Consider the following 16,370-nt stretch of genomic DNA (forward strand, 5'->3'; position numbering starts at 1 on the left):
TGGTCGGAGTCGGGGGCTCGGGGGGCAGGGGCCGGCTCGGGGCGGGGGCGGAGGCTTGTCGGCGGGGGCTGGTGGCCGAAGTCGGGGGCGGAAACTCCTCGGTGGGGACGGGAGCCGGGGGCTCCGGGGCTGAACCGGAAGCCCGAGGGCTACTGGTCGGAGCCGAAGGCTCGGGGCGAGTGCTGCTGGTCGGAGTCGGGGGTGTTGGTCTGAGCCAAGGGCTCGCGGCCGGGGGCGGATGGTCGGAACCGGCGGCTGGTCGGAGCTGTGACGCTCTGCGGAGCCCCCGGCAGGGTCACCGCGTCAGTCGGTCGTCTGCGCGCGGCGTCCCGGATGTGGGGTGCTGCGGCGGCGGACCGCCTCGTAGGTCTCGTGGAGGGCCGCGGTCGCGGCGTCGTAGCCGCGCTGGGCGACGCCCACGAACAGGCAGTCGACGACGGCGAGCTGGGCGATGCGGCTGACGGTCGCGCCGGACCGGAAGGGCGTCTCGCGGGCGCAGGTCGTCAGGACGAGGTCCGCGGTGCGGGCGAGCGCGGAGCGGGGGACGTTGGTGAGGGCGATGGTGGTCGCGCCGCGCGCGGCGGCGGCCTGGAGCGGCTCGACGGTGTCCTCCGTCTCCCCGGAGTGGGATATCGCGAGGGCCACGTCGCCGGGTCCGAGCAGCGCCGTCGCGGTGAGGGCCGCGTGCCGGTCGGTCCAGATGAACGCCATGTGGCCGATGCGGTGCAGCTTCTGGTGCAGGTCCTGGCCGACGAAGGCGCTCGCGCCGACGCCGAAGATGTCGATCCGCCGCGCTCCCGCCACCGCGTCCACCGCGCGGCCCAGGACGTCGATGTCCAGCCCGGCCCCGGAGTCCTCCAGGGCCCGCACCTCGTTGTAGACGATCTTCTCGACGATCTCGCTCAGCGTGTCGGTGGCGCTGATGTCCGTGCTCGGCATCGGGCGCTCGCCGTCGAGAGCGTGTTCACGGGCCGCCGCGGCGGCGAGGGCGAGGCGCAGCTGGGGGTAGTTGGTGATGCCTATCGTCCGGCAGAAGCGCATGACCGTGGCCACGGAGGTGTCCGCCCGCCGGCCGAGCGCGCTGATGGACAGCTCCGACGCCTGTGCGGGATCGGCCAGGACGACGTCGGCCACCCGTCGTTCGGACGGTGCCATGGCGGGCAGTTCGGCGCGGATGCGCGCCAGGGTCCCGGCGGGGGACTCGTCCGCCGGCCGGGCCGGGGTGCGGGGTGGTTTCTGGCCGGCCATGGACCGCTGCCTCCTGGGTGAACGCCCGACTGGGTGGCGCCACAGTAACCACGCCCCGCGAGCGACGTCAAAAATTTACGGGACTCACTCCACGAGGTTACTTATTGACATCCGGAGGTTCGCCTTCTGATACTCGCTGCACCGCGATCCGCGCCGGCCACCGGCCTCCCGGCCACTGGTGACCGCTCGACGTGACGGATCCCTGGACACCCGAAGGCGGGCCGCATGACAGCAGCAGTCGCGGTGGACCTGGGCAAGACCGGCTGCCGTGCCGTGCTGTGGGACGGCGCCGGCCCTGCCCGAGACGTCCACGAGGTGCCCGGCGCCCCCGGGCTCGCCACCGACGACGGGGTGACGACGGCCCGCGCTGCCGTGCTCGCCGCCGTCCGGCCCCTCCTGGCCCGGGAGCCGGCCGTCCGGCCGTCGGCCGTCTGCGTGGGCGCGGCGGGAGCCGCCGCCGCACCGGACGCGGCCCGTGCCCTGGCCGGGCTGCTCCTGGGCGACCTGTCCGCCGAGGAGGTGGCCGTGACCAGCGACGCGGTCACCGCCCACGCCGGCGCCCTGGGCGGCCGTACCGGCGTCGTGCTGGCGATCGGCACCGGCGCGGTGGCCATCGGCATCGGGGACGACGGCGCGTACGCCCGCGTCGACGGCTGGGGTCCCTGGCTCGGCGACGAGGGCAGCGGCGCCTGGATCGGCGCCGCCGGGCTGCGGGCCGCGCTGCGCGCCCACGACGGACGCGGCCCGGACACCGCGCTGCTGCCCGCCGCGACCGAGCGCTTCGGCGACCCCGACCGGCTGCCGCTGGCCCTGGGCCGTGACGGCAACCCCGCCCGTACCGCCGCGTCCTTCGCACCGGACGTCGCGCGCACGGCCGCGGCGGGTGACCCCACGGCCTCGGCGATCGTCCGGGACGCCGCCACCGCGCTCGGCGAGGCCGTGCTCGCCGCGGCCCGCCGGATCGGCGGCGAGCACGGCCTCGACGTCGCCGTCACCGGCGGGCTCACCGGCCTCGGTGAACCCCTGCTCGGGCCGCTGCGCTCGGCGCTCGCCGGTTCCCCGCGCCCCCTGCGGCCGCGGCGCCCGCTCGGCGACCCGCTGGACGGCGCGCGCCTGCTGGCCCTGGACGCCCGCGGGCCGCACGAACCCCATGTCGTCCGCGTCCGGCGGACGGCCCCCCTCCCCCCCGTCCCCACCCCGCCGGTCCCCCCGCCGGCCGTTGCTTAGGAGAGAGCGTGCGCCAACTCGACCTCGTGGTGATCGTCGTCTATCTGGTGGCGATCGCCGTGATCGGACTGCGCCTGGCCGGCCGGCAGAAGACGGCGAAGGACTACTTCGTCGGCGAGGGCAGCATGCCGTGGTGGACGGTCTCGTTCTCCGTGGTCGCGACCGAGACCAGCGTGCTCACCGTCATCAGCGTGCCCGGCGGCGCCTACAGCGGACAGGGCTTCGGCAACGTCGAACTGGCCCTCGGCTACGTCATCGGCCGCGTCGTCGTGGCCACCGTACTCATCCCCCTGTACAAGCGGGGCGGCTTCGTCAGCGCCTACCAGTACCTCGGGACCAGGTTCGGACCGAAACTGCAGGGCCTGGCGTCGGTCACCTTCGTCTTCACCCGCCTGCTCGCCGAGGGCGTGCGGCTGTTCGCCTCCGCGATCCCCATCAAGCTGCTGCTCGACGAGTTCGGGGTGCACGCCGGCTACCGCGTCATCATCATCGTGCTCACCGTGATCACCGTCGTCTACACCTACCTCGGCGGCATCAAGGCGGTCATCTGGACCGACGCCATCCAGATGGGCCTCTACCTGGGCGGTGCGGTCCTCGCCATCGCCGTCCTGTCCGGGCACGTCGGCGGTGCCGGCTTCTCGCGCGCCCTGCACGCGGGCGAGTTCCGGCTGTTCGACACCGACTTCAACCTCGCGCACATCCTGACCAGCCCGTTCGCGCTGCCCACCGCGATCGTCGGCGGCGCGATCTTCGCCATGGCCAGCCACGGCTCCGACCAGCTCATCGTCCAGCGCATCCTGGCCACCCGCTCCCTGCGCGACGGCCAGAAGGCGATGATCGCCTCCGGCGTCTTCGTCACCTTCCAGTTCGCGGCGTTCTCCCTCGTGGGCGCGCTGCTGTGGTCGTACAACGACGGCAAGAGCTTCAAGGAGCTGGGCCTGAACAGCTCCGACAACCTGTACCCGAACTTCATCCTGCACGGCCTGCCCGTGGTGGTCTCCGGCCTGCTCGTGGCCGGCATCCTCGGCGCCGCCATGGGCTCGCTGTCCTCGGCGCTGAACTCCATGTCGAACTCGACCGTCGCCGACATCATCCACAGCTTCTTCCGCACGACGCCGTCCGAGGCGTCCCTGCTGAAGCTCGCCCGGGTGATGACGCTGGTGTGGGCGGCGCTGATGGCGGTCTTCGCCTGCGCGTTCAGCACCAGCACGGGCAACGTCTACCTGACCGGCCTGACCATCGCCGGCTACACCTACGGCGCCCTGCTCGGCGCGTTCCTGCTCGGCCGGATCGTCCGGCGCGCGGGCGAGGCCGACTCCGTGGTGGCGTTCCTGGTGACGGTCGGCGTGATGACGTACATCGTGCGCGAGGTGAAGATCGACGTGACCGTGGGCGGCGCCACCGTGCCGACGGCCATCGCCGCGCAGTGGCTGGTCCCGATCGGCGTGGTGGTCACCCTGGTCGTCGGCGGTCTGATGAGCTTGTTCCACCGCGCCCCCGAACCCGAGGCGGCCCGGCCGGCCGACGGCGGACCGGGCCCGGACGAGGGGCGGGTCACGGCGGCCGTCCACCAGGACTGACGCCCGCCCGGCGGGGGGGGCGGACCGGCACGGCCGCCCCCCGCCGGAGAGCGGGGACCGCACCCGCCCCCGCCCTCTTCCTTCCACGCACGTCCCCGGAGGCACGCACCATGTCCCAGTCGCAGCGCACGTGGTCCGCCGAGCGGGCGGGGGACGGGCCCGACGGCGCCATGCGGGTGATCGGGCTGATGTCCGGCACGTCGTACGACGCCATCGAGGCGGCCGCCGCCGACCTCACCCTGGACGGCGACACCCTGAGCCTGCGCCCCCTCGGCCATCTCTCCGTGCCCTACCCGGAGGACCTGCGCGCCCTGATCGCCGCCACGCTGCCGCCGGCCGCCACGACGACGCAGGCCGTCTGCGCGCTGGACAGCGGCATCGGGCAGGCCTTCGCGGGAGCGGCGGCGCGCGCCCTGCGGGAGCTGTGCGCGGATGCGGCGGACCTGGTGGTCTCGCACGGCCAGACCCTGCACCACTGGGTGGAGGACGGCGTCGTGCGCGGCACCCTGCAACTCGGCCAGCCGGCCTGGATCGCCGAGGAGACCGGGCTGCCCGTCGTCTCCGACCTGCGCAGCAGGGACGTCGCCGCCGGCGGCCAGGGCGCCCCGCTGGTCGGGCTGACCGACACCCTGCTGCTGCGCGCCCTGCCCGGCACCCCGGCGGCGCTGAACCTCGGCGGCATCGCCAACGTCACCGTCCTCGCCCCCGGCGCCGAACCGCTGGCCTTCGACACCGGCCCCGCCAACGCCCTGCTCGACGCGGCCGTACGGCACTTCACCGGCGACGGCGCCGCCTACGACGCGGACGGACGCCGGGCCGCCGCCGGAAACGTCAGCCCCGAACTCCTGCGCTTCCTGCTGGCGGACCCCTACTACCGCAGGCCCGCGCCGAAGACCACCGGCAAGGAGCACTTCCACCTGCCGTACCTGCTGCGGGCGCTCGACGCCGTGCCGACGCCCGCCACCGACGACGTGCTGGCCACGCTGGCCCGGCTGACCGCCGTGACCGTGGCCGACGCCTGCCGGGCTCGCGGGGTCACCCAGCTCGTCGCCTCAGGCGGCGGCACCCGCAACCCGGTGCTCATGCGCATGATCGGCGAGGAGCTGCCCGGCGTGCCGGTGCGCCGGAGCGACGACCTGGGGCTGCCCTCCGACGCCAAGGAGGCCCTGGCCTTCGCCGTCCTGGGCTTCCTCACGGTCCACGGCCTGCCCGGCACCCACCCCTCCGCCACCGGCGCCGCCAGGGCCACCCTGCTCGGCAGCATCACCCCCGGCCGGGCACCGCTGCGCCTGCCCGCCCCCGTCGCACGGCCGCCGCACCTGCTGCGGATCGTCTGATCCCACCCGAGGACCCATGAGCCCCTCCGACGCCCCCTCCGCCGCCGCGTACGCGCCGGACCGGCCCGACCGCCTGGCCGAGCTGCTGTCCGCGTGCGTCGACGACCCGGCCAGGGTCACGACCGACGTCCCCCGCAGGGTCGCCGCCGCCCACGACGCCTCGCCGTACCTGTTCACCCCGCGCGCGGTGGTGCGGGCCGTGTCGGCGGCCGAGGTGGGTGCCCTGATGGCCGGCGCCCGCGCGGCCGGGCTGCCGCTCACGCTCCGCTCGGGGGGCACCAGCCTCGCGGGGCAGGCCGGCGGCGACGGCATCCTCGTGGACGTCCGCAGCGCGTGGCGCGCCGCCGAGGTCCTCGACGACGGGCTGCGCGTGCGGGTGCAGCCAGGGCTGACCGTGCGGCAGGTGAACGCGCGGCTCGCCCGGTACGGGCGCCGGCTCGGCCCCGACCCGGCCAGCGAGTCCGCCTGCACCATCGGCGGTCTGGTCGCCAACAACTCCAGCGGCATGAACTGCGGCACCCGGGACAACGCCTACCGGACCATGGAGTCCCTGCAGTTCGTGCTGCCCTCCGGCACGGTGGTCGACACCGCGCTCCCCGACGCCGACGAGGCGCTGCGCGCCCGCGAACCCGAACTGCACGCGGGCCTGCTGCGGCTGCGCGACCGGGTGCGCGGCTCGGCCCGGTCCCGGGCCACCGTCGAGCGGCTGTTCTCGATGAAGAACACCATGGGCTACGGGCTCAACTCGTTCCTGGACCACGACGAACCGGCCGCCGTCCTCGCCCACCTGATGATCGGCAGCGAGGGCACCCTCGGCTTCGTCGGGGAGGCCGTCTTCCGCACCGTCCCGCTGCTGCCGCACACCGCCACCGGTCTGCTGGTGCTGCCCGGGCTCGCCGAGGCCACCGACGCCCTGCCCGCGCTGCTCACCGCCGGGGCCCGCACCGCCGAACTCCTCGACGCGGCGTCGCTCCGGGTGGCACAGCAGTCCCCCGACCCCGTCGACGAGGTGCGCGGCCTGCGCGTGGAGCGGCACGCGGCCCTGCTGGTGGAGTTCGCCGAGGAGGACCCCGGGCTGCTGGCGGAGCGGGTGGCGGACGCCCGGCGGGTCCTGGACCGGCTGCCCGCCGTCCACGACGCCGCGCTCGTGGGCGACCCCCGCGCGCGGGCCCGGCTCTGGCACCTGCGCAAGGGCCTGTACACCGCCGTCGCGGGCGCGCGCCGCCCCGGCACCACCGCGCTGCTGGAGGACATCGCGGTGCCGATGGAGCGGCTGACCCGTACCTGCGAGGGCCTGACCGGGCTCTTCGACCGGTACGGCTACCAGGACGCGGTGATTTTCGGCCACGCCCGCGACGGCAACCTCCATTTCATGCTGACCCAGGACTTCGACTCCGCCGCCGAGGTCGAGCGCTACGCCCGGTTCACCGACGCCATGGTGGACCTCGTCCTGGACGCCGGGGGCACGCTGAAGGCCGAGCACGGCACCGGGCGGGCCATGGCGCCGTTCGTGCGCCGGCAGTACGGCGACGAGCTGTACGACGTCATGCGCGAGCTGAAGCGGCTGTGCGACCCGCACGGGGTGCTCAACCCGGGTGTGCTCCTGGACGACGACGCGAGCGCGCACCTGCGCAACCTCAAGAGCATCCCGGAGGTCGACCCCGCCGTCGACGCGTGCGTCGAGTGCGGCTACTGCGAGCCGGTGTGTCCCACCGCCGAGGTCACCACGACACCGCGTCAGCGCATCGCCCTGCGGCGCGAGATCGCGCTGGCCGCGGCGGCGGGGGACGAGGAGCGGCGGCGCGCGCTGTCCGAGGACTACGGCTACGCGGCCGTCGACAGCTGCGCGGCCGACAGTCTCTGCGTCACCGCGTGCCCGGTCACCATCGACACCGGGGCGGTGATGAAACGCCTGCGCGCCGAGGGGCACGGTGCGGTCGCGCAGCGCGCGGGGAACACGGTGGCCCGGCACTGGGGGACCGCCGTCAAGGCCGTACGGGTCGCCCTGGACACGGCGCACGCCGCCCCCTCCCCCGTCCTGCGTACCGCCACGGGCGCGCTGCGCCGGCTGGGGGCGGGCGAACTGGTACCGGCCTGGAGCGACGACATCCCGCGCGGCGGCCCCGCCCGCCCCGCGCCCCGCCGGCCGGCCGGAGCCCGCGCGGTGTTCTTCGCCGCGTGCATCGGCAGTCTCTTCGCCCCGGCGGACGGCGGGCAGGAAGGCCCCGGCGGGGCGGCCGGCGCGGCAGCGGCCTTCCTGCGGCTGTGTGCGCGGGCCGGGGTCCCCGTCACCGTGCCCTCCGGGCTGGACGGGCTGTGCTGCGGCACCCCCTGGCAGTCCAAGGGGTACACCGCCGGGCACGGCACCATGGCCGCGCGCACCCTGGAAGCGCTGTGGGAGGCGAGCGGGCACGGCCGGCTGCCGGTGGTGTGCGACGCCTCGTCCTGCACGCACGGCCTGGACCAACTGCGCGACGCCCTCCCGGAGTCCGACCGCGCCCGCTTCGCCGCGCTGCGCTTCGTCGACAGCGTGGTCTTCGCCGCCGAGCACCTGCTCCCCGCCCTGCCCGTGCCCCGGCGCCTGGGCCGCCTCGCCCTGCATCCGACCTGCTCCACGGTGCACCTGGGCATCGAGACCGCCCTGCGCGCCGTCGCCGCGGCGGTGAGCGACGAGGTGACGGTCCCCGACAGCTGGGGCTGCTGCGCGTTCGCCGGGGACCGGGGCCTGCTGCACCCGGAGATCACCGCGTCGGCCGTCGCCGCCCAGGCCGCCGAGCTGAAGGCGGGCACGTACGACGCGTACGCCTCCTGCAACCGCACCTGCGAGCTGGGCATGACCCGGGCCACGGGGCAGCCCTACCGGCACGTGCTGGAACTCCTCGACGAGGCGACGGCCTGAGGGGGGCACGGCGTGACCGGCTCCGGCCCGGTGGCACCGCGGCTTACAGCCGGTCCCCCACGCCTGCCGGTTCCGGAGGGTGCGGTCCGCCGCCGTCCTTGACGTCCTGCTCGCAGGTGCGTCTGCCGTAGGACTGGTCGTTGGGGATCAGCAGGACCCCGGCGACCCGCTCAGGGTGCTCGACGGCGAGCCAGTCGTCGCCGGTGTGGGCACCGTCCGGGCCGAACGCCTCGGCCGAGCGGACCGTCCGGCACCCCAGCGCCACGCGCTCCCCATCGACCGCGCAGGCGTCCACCGCGGGGCCGGATCCCTCGTCGGCGCCGTCGAAGCGGAAGCGGAAGTGGACCTGGTCACCTTCTTCGGGCACCTGCGGATGGGGCTCCAGGCGCCAGTCGACGACCTCCGCGGTGACGCCGAGGGGCCGCCCGGACGCGTCCTCGACCCCCACCCTGACACCGGCCTCACCGCGCTCCGCGGTCGTGTCGGTGCATCCCCAGGGGGTAGAGCAGCCGGACAGGGCGATCAGCACCAGAGCCGACAGAGCACCGGCACGTGCGGGGAACCGCACAGGGACCGACGTCCTCCGGTGACCGCGCGCGTGCCTCATTCCCCGCGTGCCCCGCCGCGCAGTCCGTCCATGACCAGGTCGAGGAGGCGGGCGGCGCGGGGCTGCCAGTCGTCGTGGGGGTCGAGTTGCCACAGGCCCGCTATGGCGAGGAAGAAGTCGTCCGAGGTGACTCCGGGCCGGATGGTGCCCGCTTCCTCGTTGGCGCGGAGCAGGAGCTCCGCCGCGCGGGCCACCGGGGTGGGGGACGGCTTGGCGGGGCCGCCCGGCGCGCCGGTGACCTGCCGTATCGCGTCGGCCAGCCCGGCCTTGGCCATGGCGAACCCGGCGAGCCGGTCCATCCAGGCGCGCAGGGCCTCGTCGGGTGGCCGGCCGGCGAGCAGGTCTTCCGCGCTCTCCGCGACCTGCCGCATCTCGTGGCGGTAGATCTCCAGGACGAGTGACTCGCGGTTGGGGAAGTTGCGGTAGAAGGTGCCCTGCCCGACCCCGGCCTTCTTGGCGATCACGCTCAGCGGGGCGTCGGCGCAGCGCGACAGCTCGGTGAGCGCCACCTGAAGGATGCGCTCGCGGTTGCGCTGTGCGTCCGAGCGCCGGGGTGAGTCCTTCTGCTGCGGCACTCGTCCTCCTCACGGCGTGGCCGAACCTCGCCCTTGCTAAGCGGACAAGTGTCCGTTACGTTTCCTGTGACCGGACAGTTATCCGTTTAGCTTCACCATAGCGGCTGGGGCGGCCCCCCGGCAGTCGCCGGTCGCCCCTCGAACCCGCACCTTCGCCCCGCCCGTCCCGCACGCACCGCACGGCACGCACGCACGGCACGCACCGCATTGACACACGCCCCGCGCCGGCCACCCCCGGCAGCCGGCCCCCCACTTCTGGAAACGCGAAAGAAGCAGCCAATGGCCTCATCGACGTCCAGTGTCATCACCCTGAAGATCAACGGCGAGAAGTACACACTGCCCGTCGACCACCGCACCACGCTGCTCGACGCCCTGCGCGAGCGGCTCGATCTCACCGGCACCAAGAAGGGCTGCGACCAGGGGCAGTGCGGGGCCTGTACGGTCCTGCTGGACGGGCGCCGGTCCGTCGCCTGTCTGCAACTGGCCGTGGCGGCCGAGGGCCGGGAGATCACCACCATCGAAGGCGTGGCCGACGGCGACCGTCTCCACCCCGTGCAGCAGGCGTTCCTCGACCTGGACGGCTTCCAGTGCGGCTACTGCACACCGGGCCAGATCTGCTCGGCGATCGGGATGATCGAGGAACACGCGGCGGGCTGGCCGAGCGCCGTCACCGAGGACGTCCGCCCCGAAGCGGGGCCACCACCCCTGACCGCCGAGGAGATCCGCGAGCGGATGAGCGGAAACCTGTGCCGTTGCGCCGCGTACGTCTCGATCGTCGACGCGGTGGCCCGCGCGGCCGGGGCCGGCCCGGACGAGGCCCGCGCGCACGCCGCGACGGGCGCCGAGGAGGCCGTGGCATGAGGGAGTTCGACTACCAGCGGGCGCACGACGTCGCCGGGGCCGTCGCCCTGCTCGGCGCCGATCCGGACACCCGCTACCTCGGCGGCGGCACCAACCTCGTCGACCTGATGAAGACCGGTGTCGAGCGGCCCGCGCGGCTCGTCGACATCCGCGAACTCCCGCTGGACGAGATCGCGGCCACGCCGGAGGGCGGCCTGAGCATCGGCGCCACCGTCACCAACGGCGACCTGGCCGCCCACCCCGAGGTCCGCCGCCGCTACCCGGCGCTGGCCCAGGCGGTGCTGGCCGGTGCCTCCGGGCAGCTGCGCAACATGGCCACGGTCGGCGGGAACCTGCTCCAGCGCACCCGCTGCGGCTACTTCACCGACGTCACCCAGCCCTGCAACAAGCGGGTGCCCGGCAGCGGTTGCCCCGCCATCGAGGGCGAGCACCACAACCACGCGATCCTGGGCGCCTCCGACCACTGCGTGGCCGTACACCCCTCGGACATGGCCGTCGCCCTGACCGCCTTCGACGCCGTGGTCCGGTTCGAGACGGCCGACGGGCCGGGACAGCTGCCGCTCGCCGACTTCTACCTGCCCGTCGGGGACACCCCGCACCGGGAGACCGCCCTGCCGCCGGGCGCGCTGATCACCGGTGTCACGCTGCCGCCCGCCCCGGTCGCCGCCCGCTCCCGCTACCGCAAGGTCCGCGAGCGCGCCTCCTACGCCTTCGCCATCGGCTCCCTGGCCGCCGCGCTGGACGTCCGGGACGGCGTCGTCCAGGACGCGCGCCTGGCCCTCGGCGCCGTGGCCTCCCGGCCGTGGCGGGCCGCCGCTGCCGAGCGGGTCCTGGCCGGCGCGCCGGCCACCGCCGAAACCTACGCCGCCGCGGCGGACGCCGAGCTGGCGGCGGCACGGCCGCTGCCGCACAACGGGTACAAGGTGGACCTCGTCCGCAACCTCGTGGTGGCCGTCCTGACCGAACTCGCCGAGGAGACCGCACGATGACCGCCGTCACCACCGGAACACCCGCGCAGGCGCCTGCCGTCGGCACCGGCCGCACCCGTGTCGAGGGCCGGGACAAGGTCACCGGAGCGGCCCGCTACGCGGGCGAGGTGCCCTTCGCCGGCCTCGCCCACGGCTGGCTGGTGCTGTCCACGGTCGCCCGTGGCCGGATCCGCTCCCTCGACACCGAGCCCGTCCTCGCCATGCCGGGCGTGCTGGCCGTGCTGGACCACCGCAACGCCCTGCGGCTGGAGACCGACTACACCGGTCTGCTGGGCATGCGCCCCGACCCGACCTGCGCGGTCTTCCAGCACGACCGGGTGCCGCACCGGGGCTGGCCGGTGGCGCTGGTCGTCGCGGAGACCTCCGAGCAGGCGCGGGAAGCCGCCGAGGCCCTCGTCGTGCACTACGAACAGGAGCCGCACGACGTCGAGTTCGCCGGCGAGCACCCGGACGCGTACCCGCTGGACGGCCACATGCCGGCGGTGACGGAGAAGGGCGACCTCGACGCCGCCCTCGCCTCCTCGCCCGTCGTCGTGGACGCCGAGTACACCACCCCCGAAGAGCACCACAACCCGATGGAGCCGCACGCGGCGACCGCCCGCTGGGACGGCGGGCAGCTGGAGGTGATCGACTCCAACCAGGGCGTCACCTGGGTCGCCGGCGAACTCTCGAACCTCTTCTCGCTCGACCCGGCCTCCGTGCGGGTGCGCTCCGAGCACGTCGGCGGCGGCTTCGGCAGCAAGGGCGTCCGCGCCCACCAGGTCGCCGCCGTGATGGCCGCGACCGTCCTGCAACGGCCCGTGCGGGTGGTCCTCACCCGGCGCCAGATGTTCTCGCTGGCGGGCTACCGCAGCCCCACCACCCAGCGCGTCCGGCTCGGCGCCGGCACCGACGGACGGCTGCGCGCGCTGGAGCACAGCTCCGTCAGCGCCACCTCCACGGTGTACGAGTTCGTCGAAGCGAGCGCCGGGGTGGCGCGGGTGATGTACGACGCCGAGGCCCACCACACCGCCAACCGCCTCGTACGGCTCGACGTGCCGACCCCGACGTTCATGCGCGCCCCGGGCGAGGCACCCGGGTCGTTCGCGCTGGAGGCGGCGCTGGACGAACTCGCCGAGAAGTGCGGGATCGACCCGGTCGAGCTGCGGCTGCGCAACGAACCGGACAAGGGCCCGGTGTCGGGCCTGCCGTTCGCCGGCCGCAACCTGGCGGCCTGCTTCCGGGAGGGCGCGCGCCGGTTCGGCTGGGCGGACCGGGACCCGCGCCCCGGGGTGCGCCGCGACGGCCGCTGGCTCCTCGGCACCGGTACGGCCGCGGCCTCGTTCCCGGCGGGCGCCGCGCCGTCCACCGCCGCCGCGACCGCGCACCCGGACGGCACCTTCACCGTGCGGATCTCCGCGGCCGACATCGGCACCGGCGCCCGTACCGCGCTCACCCTGGTCGCCGCGGACGCCCTCCAGGTGCCGCCGGAGCGGATCCAGGTGCGCATCGGGGACAGCGCCTTCGGCCCCGCGATGATCGCCGGCGGCTCGATGGGCACCCGCTCCTGGGCCTGGGCGGTCCGGACCGCCGCCGGTGAGCTGCGCGAACGGCTGGCCCTCGGCGCCGACATCCCGTCGGAGGGGATCACCGTGCGCTCCGACACGGCCGCGGCCATCGCGGCCCTGCCGCCCGCCGAACGGCACTCCTTCGGCGCGCAGTTCGCCGAGGTCGCCGTGGACGTCGGCACCGGCGAGGTGCGGGTGCGGCGCATGCTCGGCATCTTCGCGGCGGGCCGGATCGTCAACCCGCTCACCGCCCGCAACCAGCTGCGGGGCGGCATGATCTGGGGCATCTCCATGGCCCTGCACGAGGAGGCCCACCGGGACCGCGCCTCGGGCGGCCATGTCGGCGCCGACCTCGCCGGCTACCACGTGGCCACCCACGCCGACGTGCCCCGCGTCGAGGCCGACTGGATCGACGACACGGACCCGGACGACCCGGTCGGCATCAAGGGCATCGGGGAGGTCGGCATCGTCGGCGCCGCGGCGGCCGTCGCCAACGCGGTCTGGCACGCGACCGGCGTACGCCACCGTGCCCTGCCCATCCGGCCCGACCGGGTGCTGTCGGCCGCCGCGGGGGCGCCGGATGCTTGACCTGGCCGAGGAGCTGCGCCGCTGGACCGAGGAGGGCCGGGAGTTCGCCGTCGCCACCGTGGTGGCGGTCGGCGGCAGCGCGCCGCGCGGTCCCGGCGCGGCCCTCGCCGTCGACAGCGCGGGCACGGTCATCGGCTCGGTCTCCGGCGGCTGCGTGGAGGGCGCGGTCTACGACCTGTGCCGCGAGGCGCTGCGGACCGGGGAGAGCGTGGCCGAACGGTTCGGTTACAGCGACGAGGACGCCTTCGCCGTGGGACTGACCTGCGGTGGGACGATCGAGGTGCTGGTCACGCCGGTGGCCGGGGACGCTCCCGTACGGACCGTCCTGCGGCCGGCGCTGTCGGCCGCCGCGCAGGGCGAGCCGGCGGCCCTCGCCCGGGTCGCCCGGGGCCCCGCCGAACTCCTCGGGCGGGCCCTGCTGGTCCGGTCCGACGGCACGGTGGAGGGCGGTCTCGGCGGCCACCCGGAGCTGGACCGGGTGGCGGCGGCCGAGGCCCGCGCCCTGCTGGAGGCGGGCCGCACCGGCACGGTGGAGCTGTCGGCGGACGGCTCGAACTGCCCTGGCGGTGTGACGCTGCTGGTCGAGTCGAACGTGCCGCCCCCGCGCATGATCGTCTTCGGCGCGGTGGACTTCGCGTCGGCGCTCGCCCGGGCCGGAAAGTTCCTCGGCTACCACGTCACCGTCTGCGACGCCCGCCCGGTCTTCGCCACGCCGGACCGGTTCCCGGACGCCGACGAGGTGGTCGTCGACTGGCCGCACCGCTATCTGCGGAGCACCACGACCGACGCCCGTACGGTCCTGTGCGTGCTCACCCACGACGCGAAGTTCGACGTGCCGCTGCTGAAGGTGGCCCTGCGGATGCGGGTCGCGTTCGTCGGGGCGATGGGTTCGCGCCGCACCCACGAGGACCGCGACCGGCGTCTGCGGGCGGAAGGCCTCACCGAACGGGAGCTGTCCCGCCTGCGCTCGCCGATCGGCCTCGACCTCGGCGCCCGCACACCGGAGGAGACCGCCCTGTCCATCACGGCGGAGATCGTCGCCGCCCGGCGCGGCGGAACGGGAGCGCCGCTGACCGGCGGCAAGACGCCGATCCACCGCGAGGGCGGGAACGAGAACAGTGACGGCGGACGGGCGGCGGTCGCCTGACGGACCCGCTCCCGGTGCCCGGCCGGTCAGCGGTGCTCGACGCCCGGCCGGGCGCCGGGGGCGAGGGTCGGTTCGGTGACGGGGACGTCGCCGAGCGCCCGGTCGACGGCGGTCAGGAGGTCGTCGGACAGGTCCACGCCGGAGGCGCCGGCATTGGCGTGGACCTGCTCGGGGCGGGAGGCGCCGGTGATCGCGGAGGCGACCTCACCACGGCGCAGGACCCAGGCGAGCGCCAGCGTGGCCATGCTCATCCCGGCCTCCTCGGCGATCGGGACCAGCCGCTGGACCGCTTCCAGGGTGGCGTCGCTGTAGACGAGGTCCTTCGAGACGGCCATGTCGGCGGAGGCGAAGCGGCTGCCTTCCGGTACGGGCCGCCCGGGCTTGTACTTCCCGGTGAGCACGCCCTGGGCGAGCGGGGACCACACGATCTGCGAGATGCCGTGGGCGGCGCAGAGTTCGAAGACCTCGGCCTCGGGGGCCTGCCAGAGCATGGAGTACTGCGGCTGGGAGGAGACGAACAGGCCGGGTCCGGCGACGTCGATCGCGGCCTGGATCTGTTCGGGGGTCCACTCGCTGAATCCGATGTAGCGGGCCTTGCCCTGCTCGACGACCTTCCGGAACGCCTCGACGGTGTCCTCGACCGGCACGGTGGGGTCGAAGCGGTGTGCCTGGTACAGGTCGACGTAATCGGTTCCGAGCCGGGTGAGGGAGGCGTCGATCTGCCGGGCGATCTGCGCCGGGGACAGGCCCTGGTCGGCCGGGTCGTCCGACATCGGGAAGTAGACCTTGGTGGCCAGGACGTAGGAGTCGCGGGGGTGGGCGGAGAGGATCTCGCCCCACGCGGTCTCGGCGGCTCCCCGGCCGTAGACGTTGGCGGTGTCGAAGAAGTTGATGCCGGCGTCGAACGCCGCCTCGGTGCAGGCGCGGGTCGCGTCCGCCTCGATGCCGCCGGAGTAGGTGAGCCAGGACCCGAGGGAGATCTCCGAGACGTCCAGGTCCGAACTGCCGAGCTTGCGGTACCGCATGGGTGCTCCTCGCTCTCGTTGTCTTCCGGTGGTTCTCGGTGGGCGGGGGCAGGGGCGCCCGGTCCAGGATCACGCCGGGCCGGGGCCCGCCGCGACTTCGGCGGTCAGCCCCGCTCCGACGGCGGTGCCTGGAGTCCCTGGAGGAGCAGGGCGACCATCCTGCGGGGGTCGTAGCGGGGGTCGTTGTCGGCGCCGACGCAGAGGTTGCCGATGCCGCGCATCAGTTCGTACGGCTGGATGCCGGGCCGGATCTCCCCCGCCTCGGCCGCCGCGTCGAGCAGGTGCTCGGCGACGGGCAGCAGGCGGTCGAGGAAGTAGGTGTGGAGCGCGGCGAAGCCGCTGCTGTCCGGTTGCGGGGTGCCGGCGAGCCCGTGCTTGGTGACCAGGAAGTCGACGAAGAGGTCGATCCACCGACGCAGCGCCGCGAGCGGCGAGTCGGCGTCGGCCAGCAGGCGCGGGCCCGCTTCGGCGCACTCCTCGACCTGGTGGCGGAAGACGGCGACGACGAGATCGGCCCGGGTCGGGAAGTGCCGGTAGATCGTCCCCATCCCGACGCCCGCCCTGGCCGCGATCTCGCGGATCGGTGCGTCGACGCCGGAGGTCACGAACACCTCGGCGGCGGCGGCCAGCAGCTTCTGCTGGTTGCGCACCGCGTCGGCCCGCTTGCCCGGGCCCGGCGCCGGTCCGGTCTGGCCTGAAGTGGACACCGCTTCGTCTCCTCGCCTCTCGCCGCCAATAAG

At 74.7% G+C, this 16,370-nt stretch carries 13 protein-coding genes; 8 read left to right on the forward strand and 5 right to left on the reverse strand.

The annotated features are described in order from the left end of the window. Positions 1-303 precede the first annotated feature (303 nt). On the reverse strand, positions 304-1,248 hold the full coding sequence (locus AB0946_RS31665; protein ID WP_366764103.1) for a MurR/RpiR family transcriptional regulator: 945 nt from the start codon (positions 1,246-1,248) through the stop codon (positions 304-306). 225 nt (positions 1,249-1,473) lie between these two features. Between AB0946_RS31665 and AB0946_RS31670 the strand changes: the two genes are divergently transcribed. The 4 genes from AB0946_RS31670 to AB0946_RS31685 all read left to right on the forward strand — a co-directional run bounded on the left by AB0946_RS31670 (position 1,474) and on the right by AB0946_RS31685 (position 8,291). Continuing rightward, positions 1,474-2,475 carry a BadF/BadG/BcrA/BcrD ATPase family protein gene (locus AB0946_RS31670; protein WP_366764104.1) on the forward strand — a complete coding sequence of 334 codons (1,002 nt, stop codon included), beginning with the start codon at positions 1,474-1,476 and terminating at the stop codon, positions 2,473-2,475. An 8-nt stretch (positions 2,476-2,483) separates the two neighbouring features. Next, entirely contained in the window at positions 2,484-4,055 is a 1,572-nt protein-coding gene (locus tag AB0946_RS31675) for a sodium:solute symporter (RefSeq protein WP_366764105.1), read from the forward strand. Between the two features lie 170 nt (positions 4,056-4,225). After that, positions 4,226-5,392, forward strand: a complete 1,167-nt coding sequence (locus AB0946_RS31680; RefSeq protein ID WP_366764213.1) for an anhydro-N-acetylmuramic acid kinase — start codon at positions 4,226-4,228, stop codon at positions 5,390-5,392. A gap of 16 nt (positions 5,393-5,408) precedes the next feature. Continuing rightward, entirely contained in the window at positions 5,409-8,291 is a 2,883-nt protein-coding gene (locus AB0946_RS31685; RefSeq protein WP_366764106.1) for an FAD-binding and (Fe-S)-binding domain-containing protein, read from the forward strand. Between the two features lie 43 nt (positions 8,292-8,334). Here the strand turns inward: AB0946_RS31685 and AB0946_RS31690 are convergent, their stop codons facing one another. Both AB0946_RS31690 and AB0946_RS31695 read right to left on the reverse strand, forming a co-directional pair. Then, positions 8,335-8,859 carry a hypothetical protein gene (locus tag AB0946_RS31690; protein ID WP_366764107.1) on the reverse strand — a complete coding sequence of 175 codons (525 nt, stop codon included), beginning with the start codon at positions 8,857-8,859 and terminating at the stop codon, positions 8,335-8,337. A 35-nt stretch (positions 8,860-8,894) separates the two neighbouring features. Further along, the gene (locus AB0946_RS31695) at positions 8,895-9,473 is read right to left on the reverse strand and encodes a TetR/AcrR family transcriptional regulator (protein ID WP_366764108.1); all 579 of its coding nucleotides are present in this window, start codon (positions 9,471-9,473) and stop codon (positions 8,895-8,897) included. Between the two features lie 279 nt (positions 9,474-9,752). Between AB0946_RS31695 and AB0946_RS31700 the strand changes: the two genes are divergently transcribed. From AB0946_RS31700 to AB0946_RS31715, 4 genes are read left to right on the forward strand one after another with little or no spacing between them, the layout of a single operon-like run. Continuing rightward, the gene (locus tag AB0946_RS31700) at positions 9,753-10,334 is read left to right on the forward strand and encodes a 2Fe-2S iron-sulfur cluster-binding protein (protein ID WP_366764109.1); all 582 of its coding nucleotides are present in this window, start codon (positions 9,753-9,755) and stop codon (positions 10,332-10,334) included. Continuing rightward, positions 10,331-11,323 carry a xanthine dehydrogenase family protein subunit M gene (locus AB0946_RS31705; protein ID WP_366764110.1) on the forward strand — a complete coding sequence of 331 codons (993 nt, stop codon included), beginning with the start codon at positions 10,331-10,333 and terminating at the stop codon, positions 11,321-11,323. Before AB0946_RS31700 ends, AB0946_RS31705 begins: the two co-directional genes overlap by 4 nt. Next, positions 11,320-13,458, forward strand: coding sequence for a xanthine dehydrogenase family protein molybdopterin-binding subunit (locus AB0946_RS31710; protein ID WP_366764111.1), 2,139 nt, complete (start codon positions 11,320-11,322; stop codon positions 13,456-13,458). Before AB0946_RS31705 ends, AB0946_RS31710 begins: the two co-directional genes overlap by 4 nt. Next, entirely contained in the window at positions 13,451-14,605 is a 1,155-nt protein-coding gene (locus AB0946_RS31715; protein ID WP_366764112.1) for an XdhC/CoxI family protein, read from the forward strand. Before AB0946_RS31710 ends, AB0946_RS31715 begins: the two co-directional genes overlap by 8 nt. 26 nt (positions 14,606-14,631) lie before the next feature. On the opposite strand, the gene AB0946_RS31720 is transcribed toward AB0946_RS31715, so the two are convergent. Then, on the reverse strand, positions 14,632-15,630 hold the full coding sequence (locus tag AB0946_RS31720; protein WP_366764113.1) for an aldo/keto reductase family protein: 999 nt from the start codon (positions 15,628-15,630) through the stop codon (positions 14,632-14,634). 104 nt (positions 15,631-15,734) lie between these two features. Continuing rightward, positions 15,735-16,337 carry a TetR/AcrR family transcriptional regulator gene (locus tag AB0946_RS31725; RefSeq protein WP_366764114.1) on the reverse strand — a complete coding sequence of 201 codons (603 nt, stop codon included), beginning with the start codon at positions 16,335-16,337 and terminating at the stop codon, positions 15,735-15,737. Positions 16,338-16,370: the final 33 nt, after the last annotated feature.

Source organism: Streptomyces sp. NPDC046870, from assembly GCF_040704595.1.
Classification (GTDB): Bacteria; Actinomycetota; Actinomycetes; order Streptomycetales; family Streptomycetaceae; genus Streptomyces; species Streptomyces argyrophylli.